The sequence below is a fragment of the Actinoplanes sp. ATCC 53533 genome (assembly GCF_003947245.1).
Genome location: NZ_QHHV01000249.1, coordinates 1 through 15,277, shown reverse-complemented (window position 1 = coordinate 15,277; position 15,277 = coordinate 1). Strand labels below are relative to the sequence as shown.

Genomic DNA, 15,277 nt, shown 5'->3' with positions numbered 1-15,277 from the left:
CCGCGCGATCTCGGCGTCATCGAGGAAGTCCAGCGCCTCCGACACCATGTTCGGCGGCGGAGATTCCCAGCTCTTGATGGGCTCGATGGCGAGCTGCACCTTCTTCGTGGCGGCGTAGTCCGCCAATTCCCGAAAGATGGAGCGCGCCGCCAGATACCGCGGCTGCATCCAATCCAGCAGGGCGTCGCTCCAGATCGGCTCGCCGCTGTCGGTGAGCGGAAAGACGCCGTACGGATAGAGGAAGGGCCCTGACATGATCGAGTCGTCGCCGCCCAGCACGTGGGTGATGTCGACGCGCGACTTGAGGTAGGCCAGGGCCTGTGCGCGCTGTTCCGCATAGGGTGAGGTCGGGTCGAAGGTCCGCGTGGTTCCGACGTTGGTCGTAAACTTCGCGTCCCGCACGCCGGCCGCGTCGAATGCCTTCTTCAAGCGGACATAGCTGTCGACCTCGTGCTGCTGGTCGACGGTGGCCGCCGGTGGGGCGATGTGCATGTCGAAGCCGTCGTAGCCCATATCGGTAAGGGCCTTGAGATGATCGATCAGAATCTGGGTGTAGCGCGTGTCGTCCGGCCTCAGATCGGCCGTGAACATGAAGAAGCTGAAATAGATCTCTCGCCTGAGTTTCGCACCCATGGTATTTTCACACCGTTCCGAATATGTTGATCATTTACGGATTCCGCTTACCAACCCAGCACGTCGGCAAGGTAGGCACGGGCCTTCTTCGCGTACTCGAGCGGGTTGGCCTTGTTCGGGTCCTGCTCGGCTTCCACGACCAGCCATCCCCGGTAGTCGGCGTCGGCGAGCACCTCGAGGATGGGCCGGAAATCGATCGCGCCATCACCGGGCACGGTGAAGACACCGAGCTCGACGCCGTCCTGGAACGACAGACCTTCTTCCCGGACCCGGCTCACGACCTCGGGACGGACGCTCTTCAGATGAACGTGGCCGATGCGGTCGGCGTAGGCCCGGGCCATGTCCAGCGGGTCGTCGCCGGCGAAGGTGATGTGAGCGGTGTCGAGCAACAGGGAAACCAGGTTCGGATCGGTCGAAGCCATCAGGCGGTCGACGTCGGCCCGGGTCATGACGCCCGTACCCATGTGGTGGTGATAGCTGAGCCTCATCCCGGCCGAGGTGGCGATCTTGCCGAGTTCCTCCAGGCCCGACGTCAGGGCGTCCCACTGGGCGTCGGTGAACACCGGGCGGTTGGCGAACACGTCGATCGGGAGCAGGTGCGACGAAGCCCCGAACTCGGCCACCACCAGCTCGGTCCCGCCCAGCGCCTTGACGTGGGCCAGCGTCTCCTCGAAGCTGTCGATCGTCTTCTGCCGCATCTTGCCGATCGTGAAATAGGTGCTCGTCCACGGCTCGGAGATCTGCAATCCCCGCAGGTCGAGAGCGGCCTTGAGCACCACCGGATCCGAGGGGTACTTGTGCCCGATGCTGCAGCCCTGAAAGCCGGCGAGCGCCATCTCGCTCACGGCCTGGCCGAAGGAGATGCCCGCGTCGATGGTCGGGAAGTCGTCGTTCCACCACAAGGTGCAGCAGACGCCCAGCTTCACCTTGTCCGGGCCGAGGCGACCGGCCAACGCTGTCATTTCGCTGCTCCGTTCAGCCGGGCCCGCATCGCCGACAGGTAGGAGGCGTAGCTCCAGGTGAGGTTGTTGACGCTGCGCTCGTACCCCGTCGCGCCGTCGAACTGCTCCGAGATCTCGAGGTTGTCGCTGTGGTAGACAACCGCTCGCACCATGGCGTCACCGGTCGCTACCAGGGCATCGGCAGCGGCTCCGGCGGCGGTCGACTCGGTGACTCCGGACGGGGCGAAGAACGGGGCGGACAGGTCGTCGAAGGGGACCCGGCCGCTCGACCTGATCTCGGCGGCCAGCCGGTAGTGCAGCTCTGCCACGTTGCAGGTGGACAAGGCCCACGGGTGACCGCCCAGCACCGGGTTGGCGGCGTCACCGTCGTACACGTCACCGGGGTAGCGGCCGAAGAGCGGGCCGAGGCGGAGCGCCTGGTCGGCCTTGTTGATCGGGTACGAGGCGATGCCGCCCTCCTCCCACTGGGAGCGCAGCTGGGCAGCGGTTGCCAGCATCCTGGTGTCGGTGCAGGGCACCGCGCCGTAGACGCACGCTTGGACGATGTCGATGTTGGGGTCGTAACCGTCGACCACCGGGCGCTGCGGAGAGGGCGCGCTGCCGTCGCCCGGGTCGGCCATCATGCTGATGTACTTGCTTCCGTCCCAGTGCCCCGCGATGGCCTGGCGCAGCCACTCGACGGCCGGCTGCAGGCCGTCCGGCTTGTCGATCCCGGCGACGGAGGTGGCCAGCACCTCCTGGAAGCACCGCAGGGTGGCGGCGCGAGCGAAGAAGCTGTAGCCGAAGTGCTCCTCCCACAGATTGGTCGTGGGCTTGTCGTAGACGGTGAGCAGGAAGGCCACGTTGGCGTTGACCAGCCCCACCGCGGTCTTCTGGGTGCCCGCGTCCAGCTGGTCATAGGCCGCCAGGATGGTGACCGATTGCAGGGCCGGTCCGTCGTTCTGCTCCGTCCAGGGCCGCGCTTCCCCGGCGATGGTGAAGCAGGCGTGGCCCTTCGTCGGCTGTGCGTTGGCATGGCAGAGGTCGGCGAACTGGACGTAGTCGTTGAGCGTCTGGACCGTCCCGCCCGGGCGCGTCGCCATCTCGGCCATGGCGACCTCCATGGCGGTGATGGCGCCGTCGCGCACCCAGTTGAAGACATAGTCCTCGTCGATGCCGGGGGTGTCGGCCGGGAACGACGGGGCGGCGATGATGCAGCCGGGCTTGGAATCCTTGGCATAGTCCCCGGGCGCCAGCGGGTCGCTGAAGGCGAACCCGTCACTGGCGATGTTCCGGAGCATGAGCGCGTACATGAGTGGCACGAGAGATGGCAGGTCGACGGACCCGGGCGCCAGCGAGGTCTGGACGTCGGCCCGCGGCTGGAGGGCGCCGACCGAGCGGTTGGTGCGGGCCGGCGCATTGGCGATGGTCGTTGAGGCAGACATTCGAGGTGTGCCTTTCGTGATGTGCGCGACGGGATCCTCGGCAATCCAGACCTCGTCACAGGTGATCGGCAAGAGGTGGTGGTCAGGACCTGAAAGGGACGCGGCCGCAGTGGTCGCCTTGAACGTCACATCGCGCGGTTTTCGAGCTCTCGCCTGCCGGCGGGTTCGAACCCCGGGCCGCTGCGGTTGACCGGCGTCCGCACCGCCGATGACCCGGTGTCGCGCCCATCCGGGCTCCCTGTCTGGTTCTGGACGTGGTTCTCAACAAGCCGATCCTCCCAGGCCAGGGGGCACTTCACGGCTGCTTTGACGACATGCGCCGCGATCCCCACGACGACCACGACGAGTCTGAATCCCGCACCCCCGACCCCCGGCGTCGCACGGATCGCGGCTGATCCCGCGCAGGGTCGGCCCCCGAGAGCTCCGGTCTCGGTCAGTGATGATTTCGCCGACGCGCCCCGGCCGAGCGCGCCGGTAGCGGCCGCCTACTTCGGAGGCAGCGGGCCAGGAGCGGTCGGTTGACGGTGAGCCCGGGATGAGCGGTCGGTCAGGATCATCTGGGCTATCGACCGCAGAGACGACGCTGTCGCCGAAATCCGGAACGGGCGCCCCCACAACCTCGGCGGCAGATCCGGGGTGGCTATCCATGCGAGGTCACACCTGCGGCAGCACCAGGCTCGGTGCCAGAGCCATCGCGCGAGTTTCAACACGGGGCGCTGCCTGCTCGCATTGCGAATAGCGCGCATCGCCAGCGGGACCGCAATCGCCACGACCACCAGCGCGACCACCAATTTCGTCACAACGCCGACATCCGCTGGGACCGCTGTTGCGTGCCGCACGAGGGGCATCTCGCGGCCGGGTTACCCGTCGGCTTCCGGGCGGCGGCCTTCTCCTGCTGTTCGAAGGCCTTGGCGAGCACGTCGCTCGACGTGATGAACGCGGAGAACCGCTGAGCGATCTCCGGGTAGGCGTCGAGATAGGCGCTGATCTGATTCGCGTCCCAGATGGCCCAGCCGCTGAGCCTCAACTGCTTCACGGACTCGGCGAGCATGGCCCGCACCTGGTCGATGCCACCCGTGCCGGCAACGGACGAGAGACGCACATTGGTCGTGACGATCAGATATCGCGGAACGCGGCCCGCGCCGCACCCGCGCGGAGGTGGGTTTCAGCCAGGTCGAACGGCCAGCGCCCGGCACAGGGCCTCGAATTCTTTGTCACCGATCCGCGTCAGGTCGTAGGCCACCCGAGCATCATGGTCGATGCCTACGACATTTCCGGAGGGCACCGCCCGGGCCGCATCCCTGACGGCCCCACCTTGCCGGGAACTCCGCGTTCCAGCTCGCAAGAGGTGTTGCGCAATGAGTCTTGCATATGCAGGATGGGTGACATGAACGCTGAAGGAATCCGTGACGTCACCGAGTTGAAGGTCCTCGCGGCGCTAGCCCATCCGCTGCGACGACGGCTGATGGACGTGCTGAAGGTGGACGGCCCATCGACGCCGAGCATGCTGGCTGCCCGCACCGGGCAAGCGGTCGCCAACGTCAGCCACCACATGAAGGTGCTCGCCGGATGCGACCTGGTCACCGAGGCCCCCGAACTGGCCCGTGACCGGCGGGAACGCTGGTGGCAACTGGTGGCGCCGGCCGTGCGTTGGTCCACAGCCGACTTCGACGCCGACCCGGCGAGCCAGGCGGTGGCGAGCGCGGCGGTCGCGCTCAACCTCGATCGGCAGGTCAGTCTGGTACGTGCCTGGCACGCGAGCCGGGAGTCTGAGAAGGAGACCTGGGGTGAGGCGCCGTTCGCGACCGACCACTGGCTGCGGCTGACGCCGGAGGAACTGAGCGAGTTCGAGGAACAACTGCTCGCGCTAGTGGAGCACTGGAAGAACCGGCAGGCGCCGAAGGACGGCCGGCATCGCGACCCAGTCTTCTTCTTTGCCCACGCGGTCCCCGCGCAACCGTGAGCCGGGGATTCCGCCTGCTCTGGGGTGCCGAAGCGAGCAGCAAGCTGGGCAGCAGCATCACCGGTGTGGCTCTGCCGCTGATCGCGGTCACCACGCTGAACGCGACCGCGTTCCAATCTACGTTGCTGTACGCGGCGACGTGGCTGCCCTGGCTGCTGATCGGGCTGCCGGCTGGCGCGTGGGTGGATCGGCTCCGACGCCGGCCCGTCATGATCGCCTGCGACCTGGTCTCGGCACTGCTCTTCCTCAGCATTCCGGTGGCCGCGTGGCTCGGGGTGCTCACCCTTGGACAACTCCTCGCGGTCTCGGTGGCGGCCGGCGCCGCAGCGGTGTTCTTCCAGACCGCGAACCAGGCCTACTTGCCGTCGCTGCTGACCAGCAGCGAGCTTGCCCGCGGCAACGCGGTGCTGCACGGCACCGAGTCCACTATGCAGGTCGCCGGTCCGGGGATAGCGGGCGTGATCGTCCACCTGGTCGGCGCGGCGAGTGCGGTGCTGGTCGACGCGTTCAGCTTCGCCGTTTCCGCGCTCTGCCTCACGGCGATCCGGCACCGGGAACGCCGGCCGGCCCGCGAGCAGACCCGGCTGGGCAAGGACGTCATCGAGGGAATCAGATTCGTGGCCCGCGACCCCTACTTGCGGGTCCTCACCGGGTACGGCGCGGCCAGCAACATCGGCCTGATCGGCTACCAGTCGCTGCTCGTGGTGTTCCTGGTCCGCGACGTCGGCGTCGGCGGGAGCACGGTTGGTGTCCTGATCGCTGCGATCAGCTGCGGTGGCGTGCTCGGTGCTGCGGTCGCCACCCCCCTCTCCCGCCGTGTCGGCACCGCCCGGGCGATGCTGCTGTGCGAGATGGGGGCGACCCCTTTCGGGCTGCTCATCCCGATGACCAGGCCCGGAGCAGGACTGACGCTCCTGGTCGTGGGCGGGGCAGTCATCGGGGTCGGCGTGGTGGCGGGCAATGTCGTGAAGGCTGCCTTCCGCCAGCAGTACACGCCGCCGCGACTGCTGGGCCGGGTCGTGGTCAGCATGCAGTTCCTCAATCTCGGCGCAGTCCCTCTGGGAGCGTTGATCGCGGGTGGGCTGGCCACCGCGATCGGCACCCGGCCGGCGATGTGGTGCATGACCGGTGGGCTCGCGCTGACCGGTCTGATCCTGCTGATAGGACCCCTGAAGAGACGGCGCGACCTGCCGGTCAGCGCCCTCGGAGAAACTCCCGCTGATGCTGTTGAACGGCAGGTTGATGGCACTGCCGCCGACGGTTTGTCAGCGGTCGACGGTGAGCCGGTTGGTAGTACCGTCGTACCGCTTCCCTCCCGAGGATGACGACCGCAGTACGACGAAACGGGACGGAATCGGGCCTAGCGTTCTGGCTATGACGAAACCTGACAGTCCACTGCGGAGGTTCGGGGTGGCCACCATGGCGCTGGCGACGGCGTTCGTTGTCGTCGCCTGCGGGTCGGACGCCGACAACAATGCGGCGCCCGCCGCGGCCGGCTCGCACAGCGCGCACGCGGGCGGGTCGTCGGCTCCACCGCAGCCGCTGCGCGCCGGCGAGCGGTTCGTCGACCTGAAGATGGCCGAGGCCTACACGCCCGCACCGCCGGAGGGCGGCGGCACGGACGAGTACCGGTGCCAGGTGATCGATCCGGGCCTGACCAAGGCGCAGTTCCTGACCGGTACCCAATTCGCACCGGAGAACGTCGCCATCGCGCACCACGCCATCGTGTACGCGGTGCCGCCGGACCGTGCTGCCCTGGTGCGTAAGCAGGACGCGAAGACCCCCGGCCCCGGCTGGCAGTGTTTCGGCGGGACCGGCGTGCCCGGCGCCGATGTGGAGGGCGAGGACCAGGGCGCGACATGGGTAGACACCTGGGCGCCGGGCGCCACGGAGACGCTGTTCACCCAGGACATCGGCTTCAAGCTGGAGCCGGGGAGTCTGATCATCCTCCAGGTCCACTACAACCTGCTCGCGACCGACGGCCAACCGGCCGGGTCGGACCGCTCGGCGGTGCGGCTGCGGCTGACGGACGGCACGCCGCAGACCCGGGAACTCACGACGTTCCCGCTCGACGCGCCGACCGACCTGCCCTGCGCCGCCGACGAGTCGGGTCCGCTCTGTGACCGGGCGGCCTCGATCGCGGACGTGACGAAGCGGTTCGGGTCGGAGGTCGGCGGCACCGCGGACGAGCAGCTGGAGGAGTGCGGCCAGAGCGCGCCGAAGCCCGGTGACACCCAGACCTGCGACCACAAGGTGCCGGCGCCGATGACGCTGTTCGCCGGTTTCGGCCACATGCACCTGCTCGGGCGGGCCATCAAGGTCGAACTCAACCCGGGCAGGCCGAACGCCAAGGTCGTGCTGGACGTGCCGCAGTTCGACTTCGACAACCAGCGGCTGGTGAAGCTGCCGTCGCCGGTGGAGATCGGTCCGGGGGACACGCTGCGGGTGACGTGTACGCACGACGCGGCGCTGCGCAAACGGCTGCCGCAGCTGAGCAAGCTGCCGCCGCGCTACGTGGTGTGGGGCGACGGCACCAGCGACGAGATGTGCACGGGCATCATGACGGTCTCCCCCCGCAAGTCCTGACGAAGCGTCGACGTGTGTGAGCTCACCGAGGTCAACGAGCCGAAGAACAGCTCTGAGCTCACACACGTCCACACTGAACTCACACCCCGTGCGGCGTCGTGGCGGTCGGACGGGCGGTGACTTGGACGGCTGCACGCGGACCCGGCAGCGGAGCGGTCGATCACGCGGATCGGCCCGGCCCTGCCCTGCCGGAGCGGATCGGCCCGGCCGGAGCGGATCGGCCGGAGCGGATCGGCTGGGAACTACGGTCGCGCCCCCGACGGACGCGCGAGATGAAGCGCTAGATCGGCCGGGTGAGTCTCAGGTCGTAGGCGAGGATGACGGCCTGGATCCGGTCCCGTGCACCGATCTTGGCAAGGACCCGCCCGACGTGGGTCTTCACCGTCGACTCCGACAGCGTGAACCGTTGCGCGATCTCGCCGTTGGTGAGGCCGTGGCCGATGGCGACGAGGATCTCGCGCTCGCGGTCGGTCAGGGAGTTCAGCCGGGGATCCTCCCGCACGGGCCCGCAGAGGTCATCGTCGAGCCGGTCGGCGAACGCGTCGAGCAGCCGCCGAGTCAGCGCCGGCGCGATCACCGCGTCCCCGGCGGCGACGGCCCGGATGCCGGCGAGCAGCTCCTCCGGGCGGATATCCTTGAGCAGGAAACCGCTCGCCCCGGCCCGCAGCGCGGCAAGCGCATACCGGTCCACGTCGAACGTCGTCAGCACCAGGATCCGCGAACGCCCACCGGCGGCGACGATGCGCCGGGTGGCCTCGATCCCGTCGACGCCCGGCATGCGGATGTCCATCAGCACGACGTCGGGATGCAGCTTGGTGGTCCACCGAACGGCCTCGGCGCCGTTCTCGGCCTCGCCGACGATCTCGGTGTCGGGGGTGCTCTCCAGCAGCATGCGAAACCCGAAGCGCTGCAGCGGCTGGGCGTCCACCACGAGCACAGAGATCATGAATGGCTGCCTTTCAGGGTCGCATGGACGGTCCAGCCGCCGTCCGGTGCGGGGCCGGCGCTGACCGTGCCGCCATAGAGCGCGGCGCGTTCGGCCATGCCGGCGAGGCCGAGACCCGCGTCGCCCGGCGATGCCTACTTCATACCGAGCGAACCTGAGACGACTGTTAAAACGGCGCTCAGTCCGGTTGGCCACCGGCGCGGGTTCGTCGTCGGGCGGGCCGCCCGCCTTCATTGGCCTTTCCCACGTTCCTTGCCTGGCCTTCACAGCGTTTCGGCGGGCTCCGGCACGAGGTCAAGCACGGGCCGTCTCCCGGAACGCGGCGATCGCGGCGGTGGCCTGGACGCCGAGCCACTGCCGGTGGTCGCCCGCGGTGTCGAACAGGCCGTGGTAGAGACGCTGTTCCCGGGCGACCCACAGCACGCGCATCGCCCGATAACTGTGCAGGTGACCGGCCGCTGCCGCGGTCTGCGCACACCGCTGTTCGGCGGCGGGGTCGTGGCGGCCGAGCCAGAGCCCCAGCAGGGCGAGATCCGCCCCGCCCGGATAGAACCCCACAAACTCGAAGTCAATGAAGATCAGAGGATCGTTGCCGGTGGACAGCGCATTGCTCGGTAGCGGATCGCCGTGGCCGAACTGCGCAGGCGCGGCCGTGACGGCGGCAACGAGCGTGTGCTGGTCGTCGACGGGCAGGTCCCCGGCCGCTGTGTAGCGGCGGATGCGGGCCGGCAAGTCGGTGGCCGGCTTGCGCAGCGGCCCGGCCGGAGGCTGCCAGGCCGCGAATGCCGCGAGGGCGTCGATCATGCCCGTCACGGTCGCCTCGGGCAGCCGCGGCGGATACCGGTCGGTGTGCGGCGGCGCCCCGGGGAGCCGTTGGATGACCAGCAGCCGCTGGGCGGCGTAGTGCAGCCGCGGTGTCCGCCAGGGCGGCGGTGAGGCGGCGAAGACCTGGTAAGCGGTGACCTCGTGAGCGAAGCGTTTCACCCAGTGCCGGTCGGTGCTGGTCAACTGTTTCGCGACGACCTCTTCACCCCGCCAACGGCCGGCGACGGTCACGGCCTTGTCTGTCGCCCGTAGCCGCTCGCCGAGTTGGAAGCCCGGCAGGTGCTCGAACACGTCGTCGCCGGCGAGAGGACGGTCCGGCACGCTCGGGGTCACCTGCACACCGACCATCCTGCTGAACGACACCGGGAAGGTCGAGGACCCACGCAGAAGGATCCGCCTGGGCGGATCCCACGCCCAACCGATCGGGTCGGCACGTGTCGACCCCGCACCAGGTCATTGGTCGGCGCAGTTCAGCTATCGCGAGCGGTTCACAGGAAAGGGACTCATGCGACCACCTTGCGACCACCGAGTACATAAAGGCCCTTCAACCGAACGGGTGAAGGGCCTTGACCTGCACTTACTTTGAACCGCAGCGATTGATCTACGCAGATCAGTCCTTGAGAAGCTGCCGCGCCATCACGATGCGCTGCACCTGGTTGGTGCCCTCATAGATCTGGGTGAATTACGAGCGCGCCCCACCTGAGCTGGGAAAACGGCGATTTCGGGCCTCTTCCCCAGGATTCACCAGAGCTCCGTTGAGCCGCCACCCCGGATTTGGCAAAGTTTCGATCGGCGACTGGCGATCAACTCTCAACCAGAACAACTCGGCGGCAACCACTACGACGCCGTCGCAGTCTACGGCCCCGTCGGCAGTGCGGGCATCCGCCTGAGCGGACAACAGCGCAGCGCAGAGTAGCCGTGCATCGTCACCGGCGGCGCGGCGGCAGCGGCGCAGGCGGCGGCAAGCGGCCGCGCGGCGGGCAGCCCTTGCTTCCCGCCTGACCCTTCACGCTACTTGACACCTACTTCGCACCCTACTTGCCAGATGTGAAGCTGTAGCGCAGCTCTGAAGGTGTCAGGATTCAGGCCAGGTAACCTGTACGGTTACTTACACTACTGAATTGACACCGGCGCCGGGCAGTGCCATTCTGGCATCGGCAGTAACTACCACTGATACAAAGGCCCGCCTGATGACACGGACGATCCCATCGTCGATGGGAGGCATACTCGAAGATCTGGAGCTTGAGCAACCCACGTTCGTCACCATCAAGCAACTCGCCCAGCTCGTCGAACGCCACCGGCTACGCACCCCGACCCGGATCGTCGCCGCGCGACTGCGCGAGCGGGGCTGGCTACTGGCCACCGGGCAGCGTGGCGTCTGGGAGTTCGCGCCGGCTGCTACCGCCGGCGCATACTCCCGCAACGACCCACTCACGCCCCTACGCGCCTTTCTGGCCCAGCGACCGACCGCACGGTGCGCCCTGACCTTCCAGGCCGCTGCCTGGGCACACGGCTTCGCCGACCGCCTTCCGACCCGCATCGAAATCGCAGCCGCCGTCACCGAGCTGGCCCGTCAGTTGCCCTCCAGCGTCGCGGCCTCGGTATTCGATCCCCGCCTCCCCTATCAGGAGCTACGCGGCGTACCAGTGCTCACCGCAGACAGCATCCTCGTGCACATGACGACGAAACCCGGCGCCGTGCGCTCCTGGACGAGCGCGCTCGAATGGCTCCCAGAGCTCGCCACCGAGCTGTCCTGGCAACCGCTGTCCCTCGAACTGACCGACCGGCCGGCCGCTACCCGCGCCCGCACCGGCTACCTGCTCCAGGGGATGCGACCGGACCTCGCTGCCGCGATCCGCGAAATGGTCCCCCCGCAGGGCAAAACATGGTTCGGCCCGCGAGGGCACCTCCTGCGCCACGACAACACCTGGCAAGTCGCCGACACCAGCCTCCCGTTCGACCCTCGCACCCTGCGAACCACCGCATGAACGACATCGCCATCACCGTCGGCCACATCGCCCGGCACACACCGCAGGGCGCCGGCTCCCAAGGATGGGACGCCGCTATCGTCGACATCGCCCAAGACCTGCTGCTTCGCCACCTGCATGGGAACGGCGTCCTCGCCGCCTGACATTCAAAGGCGGTACTGCGCTACGCAAGCTGTACGCGGGAAACGCCGGCCGATTCTCCCCCGATCTGGACTTCTCCAGCACCCACATCGGCACCGATCCCGACGACGCGCTCACCAACCTGATCGTCGCCGTCAACGGCCTTAAGGTCGGCCCCTTCAGCTACGGCGTCATCGAACGACGCGGCAAGTGGACACCCTCGTACGCCGTCTCGCCATTCTCAAAATCTGGGTCGACGCGAACGGCCTCCACGCCGCCGAGACGTTCTGGAAACCCGGCCACGAAGGGCCCCCCTTCAATCCCGAGAAGTGGCTCCGCGACCGCAGCACCGGCGAGTTCGACGAACAGGACATCGGGGCGCTCGCCGTCCCCGTCCCCACCGCTACCGAACTATCCGAGGCACTCTGCACCCATTTCCGGTTCCTCGCCGATCTCGACGACGACGAACGGCTCCTTGCCCGAGTCCGGGAACAGGACCGGCCCCACGCGCTGCGCGCATTGGCTGCGCTGCCGGGCGGCCGACTGACCGATGTCGGCCTCTACTGACTCGGCGAAGGACATTTCTTCGCAACAACCTCGCCGGCCGGGGATGTCCGGGGTCCGTGCCGCACGGGCCAGCGGAAGACAGGCGACCCGGCTGAGCTCGCTCGGTCCGGCTTTGGCGACGATCTTGTTGTAGTCCAGTGGTGCCAGGCCAGGTCCGAGGCACCTCGGCCGAGGTCGAGAAGACGTGGCCGGGCTTTCGAACTAGATCATCAAGGCCGGACGCCGGTCGCTGACATGATCCCGGGTCCGTAGTCGTCGCTGGTCAGGGCGGTGGCGGACGAAGCATCGCCGACCGAAACCTCGAAGAGGCGGCGAAGCTGCTGATCTCCTGCGCGCTGCGCCACGGCCGGCCTTCACCGCCGAGCAGGACGTCCGTGCCTGTCCCCTCGTCGAACGTGACCGCCCCCGAGGCGCCGGAGCCCGCCAGCCCTGTGGCGCGGTTCGAACGTGCAAGCGACGAAGGCACCCCCGTCGCCGAGTGCCGCGACGGCGTGCCCGCCGGCCAGGGCGAACCCCGAACGGGCCACCCGCGCGTAGACCGATCTCATCGAGCAGCCGGTGTAGCGGCTCGGCCTCGTGAGGCACTACGCGACTGATCTGCGAGCCTCGGTAAACACCGGGTCCTTGGGCTCCCATGCGGATCGCACCTGCGGAGAAAGAACCAAACCTGCCCAGGGACGGTTCAGCGTCGGCCCATGCAGCCGGAGCCCAAGATCCTCACTGGTCGTCGCCTCCCGCTGGACGGTCTCATGAATGCTGGCAAGCCGACGCGGATTGTCGAGGCACCATCGAGGGCGTCGGACCCACACCCGAAGCCCCAAACACCGTTACCGGCTGGTCGGGCACGACGAGTGGGCTCTGTCGATCAACGCATCCTGTTCCGACGCGATATTTCCTCGAGCGTCGTACGGGACTTGCGCGGTTCGTCGGCAACGATGACCAACTCGCTCATGGCAAGCCGGTACGGCTCGGAATCTTTGCGCTCGTCAAGAAAGAAGGCACGGTCCAGGTGTTCCATATAGACAACCTCCGAGGCCTTCATCTGGAGAATGGAAAATGAGTTCCCCCTGAACGCGAGGGCTCCGGCGCCCGGCATCAGAACTTGAATCCGCACATCCGATGACCCAGTGATCCGAAGGAGGAAATCGATCTGTTCCTGCATTAATTCAGAGTCATCGAAGCTGTCGACAAGTGCCGCATGTTCGACTATTGCCCAGAGTTTGGGAGCTCCGCGTTCCAGCACCATGCGTTGCCGCCGCATACGCACGTCAATCAGTCGGCGGACCTGCTGTTCGTCCGTGCAGGTGGAGCGTATCACCGCCTCCGCATACGCCCTGGTCTGAAGCAGTCCAGGAATAAGCCGAACCTCGTATTCAAGAATGTACTTGGCCTCCGACTCCAAGTGAAGATACGAGCAGTACCATTCGGATAGATGGTTACTGTAGGAGCTCCACCACCTGGGTTCACTCAGGCGATGGTTCCGCTCCAGAAAGGCAAGCCGTTCATTGTCATCCGAAATGCCATACAACGTCAGGAGTCGATCAAGGTCGACTTCCTTGATACCGACGCGCCCAAGCTCAATCCGACTAATCTTCGACGGCGACACATCGATAAGCTGGGCAGCCTCCTTCACCTTGAAACCGCAGGACTCCCGCAACAAGCGAAGACTACGGCCGAGTATCTCGTAGGCGTCACTCGGCCGCCCCTTGCCATCCGGAGGCGAGGGCGTGGTGCGTACCACATTCTTCCCTTTCGACGCTCAGCTGAGAAGCTGAGAAGCTGAAAGCGACGCAGACCGAGCGGCTCCGCGGCAGGCACGTCGCCCGCCACGAGAGTCGCATCGGCGATGATGTCTCACGGCAGGAGCCTGCGTGCCAGCTTGTTCGCCAATCCGACACTGGCGGCGCCAGTGATTGCGGCCAGAGCAGGTTGAGCAAAACCCACCAGAACGATGGAAAAGCACATCAATGCAACGTCAATGACAGCCAGCGACATCAGTGCGCCACGCGTAATGAGCCGGCTTGGGTGGCAAGATCCAGTCCGGACACACTGTCGGCTCTTCTTCTGCTTCACGCCGCGTATGGTGCCGGGGCGCCCTGAAACCCAGCAAGATCATCTGCAATCGTGCATTCGCGTGCGTCAGGCCCGCCCACTCCGCCCGCGCGTCGTTGGTGCACGTCGAGAGTGAGATCAGTTGCGCGACGGCCCGACACAAGCTCGAAGAATCACTCTTGCGGGTGACGGAGTTGGACGGCCCGCGAGAATCCGAGCGCTGTCCAGACAATGGGCTCAACGATCCGCGATGGGCATCTGCATTTCGTGATTGGAAAGATCGAATACGACGGCGACGGTGTCATGCGTAGGCTGGCAGTCGTGCACGACGAGCAGGGCGCTCAACGCCGTGTGCCTGCCGGGGCCACTGACAGACCGACGCAGTGACCACGATGACCGGCTCCAGCCCTCTACTCGACCCGGTGATCGTCGGGCTGAGGCCCTACGGCTTGCGGCCAACACCGCAGTAGCCGTCCAGGGCCGGCGGTGGCGGTTCGGCTTCCGGCCGCCAATGCGGTATGGACACCACTCCGGGATCCACCAGGTCGAGCCTGTCGAAATATCCGAGGATCTCTTCCGGGCTGCGCAGGTGGTAGGGGTGACCGCTTTGGTTGGCGGCCCGCTGCCCTTCGACGATCTCCTTGCTGGTGTTCGTGCCGTCGGAGACTGCCAGGTAGCTGCCGGAGGGGACTGCGTTGACCAGGTGCTCGACGATGGTTCGAGCCTCGGCGTAATCCGCCACGTTACCCAGGATGCCGAGCATGGTGATCCCGACCGGCTCGCTGAAATTCAGGGTTCGGCGGGCCTCTTGCACAATCCTGCGCGGGTTTTCGACATCGGAGTCGACGTAGTCGGTGGCACCCTCGGGGCTGCTGTCCAGGAGGGCGCGGGCGTGCGCAAGAACGAGTGGGTCGTTGTCGACGTAGACCACGCACGCCATTGGCGCCAACCTTTGCGCGACTTCGTGCGTATTGTTGGCGGTGGGCAGGCCGGTACCGATGTCCAAGAACTGTCGAATCCCGACGCCGACGAGATGCGTAACCGCACGCACGAGAAACTTGCGCTGCTCGTGTGCCACCTCCACGATGGCCGGAAACGACGCGCGGACCTGATCGCCGACCATGCGGTCGATTTCGAAGTTGTCCCTGCCACCCAGGATGTAGTTCCAGACCCGGGCACTGCTCGGCTTGGTCGTATCGATGTTCGGCTTG

Annotated in this window: 15 protein-coding genes and 1 pseudogene; 7 read left to right on the top strand and 9 right to left on the bottom strand. The window is 67.0% G+C overall.

The window, feature by feature from the left end; genetic code table 11:
• The 4 genes from DMB66_RS51665 to DMB66_RS51650 form a co-directional block, all read right to left on the bottom strand.
• A partial coding sequence (locus tag DMB66_RS51665) for a TIM barrel protein (RefSeq protein WP_148112863.1) occupies positions 1 to 633 on the bottom strand: 633 nt, incomplete at its 3' end.
• Between the two features lie 47 nt (positions 634 to 680).
• A complete protein-coding gene (gene iolE / locus DMB66_RS51660) occupies positions 681 to 1,595 on the bottom strand; it encodes a myo-inosose-2 dehydratase (protein ID WP_125811435.1) in 915 nt (304 codons plus the stop codon).
• Positions 1,592 to 3,019: a glycoside hydrolase family 15 protein gene (locus tag DMB66_RS51655; protein ID WP_125811434.1), complete on the bottom strand. Its 1,428-nt coding sequence runs from the start codon at positions 3,017 to 3,019 to the stop codon at positions 1,592 to 1,594. The genes iolE and DMB66_RS51655 overlap by 4 nt, the downstream gene beginning before the upstream one ends.
• A gap of 796 nt (positions 3,020 to 3,815) precedes the next feature.
• Positions 3,816 to 4,121 (bottom strand): hypothetical protein, encoded by a 306-nt coding sequence (locus DMB66_RS51650; protein WP_125811433.1) that lies wholly within the window; start codon positions 4,119 to 4,121, stop codon positions 3,816 to 3,818.
• A 150-nt stretch (positions 4,122 to 4,271) separates the two neighbouring features.
• Here DMB66_RS51650 and DMB66_RS51645 point away from each other — a divergent pair, with 150 nt between their 5' ends.
• From DMB66_RS51645 to DMB66_RS51635, 3 genes are read left to right on the top strand one after another with little or no spacing between them, the layout of a single operon-like run.
• Positions 4,272 to 4,982, top strand: coding sequence for a helix-turn-helix transcriptional regulator (locus DMB66_RS51645; protein ID WP_233625449.1), 711 nt, complete (start codon positions 4,272 to 4,274; stop codon positions 4,980 to 4,982).
• A complete protein-coding gene (locus DMB66_RS51640; protein WP_125811432.1) occupies positions 4,979 to 6,307 on the top strand; it encodes an MFS transporter in 1,329 nt (442 codons plus the stop codon). The genes DMB66_RS51645 and DMB66_RS51640 overlap by 4 nt, the downstream gene beginning before the upstream one ends.
• Before the next feature lie 49 nt (positions 6,308 to 6,356).
• On the top strand, positions 6,357 to 7,568 hold the full coding sequence (locus DMB66_RS51635) for a monooxygenase (protein WP_199753139.1): 1,212 nt from the start codon (positions 6,357 to 6,359) through the stop codon (positions 7,566 to 7,568).
• 280 nt (positions 7,569 to 7,848) lie between these two features.
• Here the strand turns inward: DMB66_RS51635 and DMB66_RS51630 are convergent, their stop codons facing one another.
• Complete coding sequence (locus tag DMB66_RS51630; protein ID WP_125811431.1) at positions 7,849 to 8,514, bottom strand: response regulator transcription factor; 666 nt, start codon at positions 8,512 to 8,514, stop codon at positions 7,849 to 7,851.
• A 294-nt stretch (positions 8,515 to 8,808) separates the two neighbouring features.
• A complete protein-coding gene (locus DMB66_RS51620; protein ID WP_125811430.1) occupies positions 8,809 to 9,678 on the bottom strand; it encodes a phosphotransferase in 870 nt (289 codons plus the stop codon).
• A gap of 875 nt (positions 9,679 to 10,553) precedes the next feature.
• Here DMB66_RS51620 and DMB66_RS51615 point away from each other — a divergent pair.
• The 4 genes and pseudogenes from DMB66_RS51615 to DMB66_RS64845 all read left to right on the top strand — a co-directional run bounded on the left by DMB66_RS51615 (position 10,554) and on the right by DMB66_RS64845 (position 12,014).
• Positions 10,554 to 11,327 carry a type IV toxin-antitoxin system AbiEi family antitoxin gene (locus DMB66_RS51615; RefSeq protein ID WP_158647637.1) on the top strand — a complete coding sequence of 258 codons (774 nt, stop codon included), beginning with the start codon at positions 10,554 to 10,556 and terminating at the stop codon, positions 11,325 to 11,327.
• A complete protein-coding gene (locus tag DMB66_RS64850) occupies positions 11,324 to 11,470 on the top strand; it encodes a hypothetical protein (protein WP_233625448.1) in 147 nt (48 codons plus the stop codon). Before DMB66_RS51615 ends, DMB66_RS64850 begins: the two co-directional genes overlap by 4 nt.
• Positions 11,467 to 11,568, top strand: a pseudogene (locus DMB66_RS66325) (nucleotidyl transferase AbiEii/AbiGii toxin family protein); the annotation flags it as partial. The gene DMB66_RS64850 and the pseudogene DMB66_RS66325, both read left to right, overlap by 4 nt.
• 89 nt (positions 11,569 to 11,657) lie before the next feature.
• Positions 11,658 to 12,014: a hypothetical protein gene (locus DMB66_RS64845; RefSeq protein ID WP_233625447.1), complete on the top strand. Its 357-nt coding sequence runs from the start codon at positions 11,658 to 11,660 to the stop codon at positions 12,012 to 12,014.
• Positions 12,015 to 12,879: 865 nt separating this feature from the next.
• Here the strand turns inward: DMB66_RS64845 and DMB66_RS51605 are convergent.
• The 3 genes from DMB66_RS51605 to DMB66_RS51595 all read right to left on the bottom strand — a co-directional run bounded on the left by DMB66_RS51605 (position 12,880) and on the right by DMB66_RS51595 (position 15,267).
• A complete protein-coding gene (locus DMB66_RS51605; RefSeq protein ID WP_125811427.1) occupies positions 12,880 to 13,755 on the bottom strand; it encodes a helix-turn-helix transcriptional regulator in 876 nt (291 codons plus the stop codon).
• A 113-nt stretch (positions 13,756 to 13,868) separates the two neighbouring features.
• Positions 13,869 to 14,087, bottom strand: a complete 219-nt coding sequence (locus tag DMB66_RS51600; RefSeq protein ID WP_125811426.1) for a hypothetical protein — start codon at positions 14,085 to 14,087, stop codon at positions 13,869 to 13,871.
• Between the two features lie 421 nt (positions 14,088 to 14,508).
• Positions 14,509 to 15,267, bottom strand: a complete 759-nt coding sequence (locus tag DMB66_RS51595; RefSeq protein WP_233625450.1) for an SAM-dependent methyltransferase — start codon at positions 15,265 to 15,267, stop codon at positions 14,509 to 14,511.
• Between the last annotated feature and the right edge of the window lie 10 nt (positions 15,268 to 15,277).

Coding starts and splice junctions, on each gene's coding strand:
- DMB66_RS51630 (WP_125811431.1), bottom strand. CDS start 8,514: ATGATCTCTGTGCTCGTGGTGGACGCCCAGCCGCTGCAGCGCTTCGGG.
- DMB66_RS64850 (WP_233625448.1), top strand. CDS start 11,324: ATGAACGACATCGCCATCACCGTCGGCCACATCGCCCGGCACACACCG.
- DMB66_RS51655 (WP_125811434.1), bottom strand. CDS start 3,019: ATGTCTGCCTCAACGACCATCGCCAATGCGCCGGCCCGCACCAACCGC.
- DMB66_RS51615 (WP_158647637.1), top strand. CDS start 10,554: ATGGGAGGCATACTCGAAGATCTGGAGCTTGAGCAACCCACGTTCGTC.
- DMB66_RS51645 (WP_233625449.1), top strand. CDS start 4,272: ATGGTCGATGCCTACGACATTTCCGGAGGGCACCGCCCGGGCCGCATC.
- DMB66_RS51635 (WP_199753139.1), top strand. CDS start 6,357: ATGACGAAACCTGACAGTCCACTGCGGAGGTTCGGGGTGGCCACCATG.
- iolE (WP_125811435.1), bottom strand. CDS start 1,595: ATGACAGCGTTGGCCGGTCGCCTCGGCCCGGACAAGGTGAAGCTGGGC.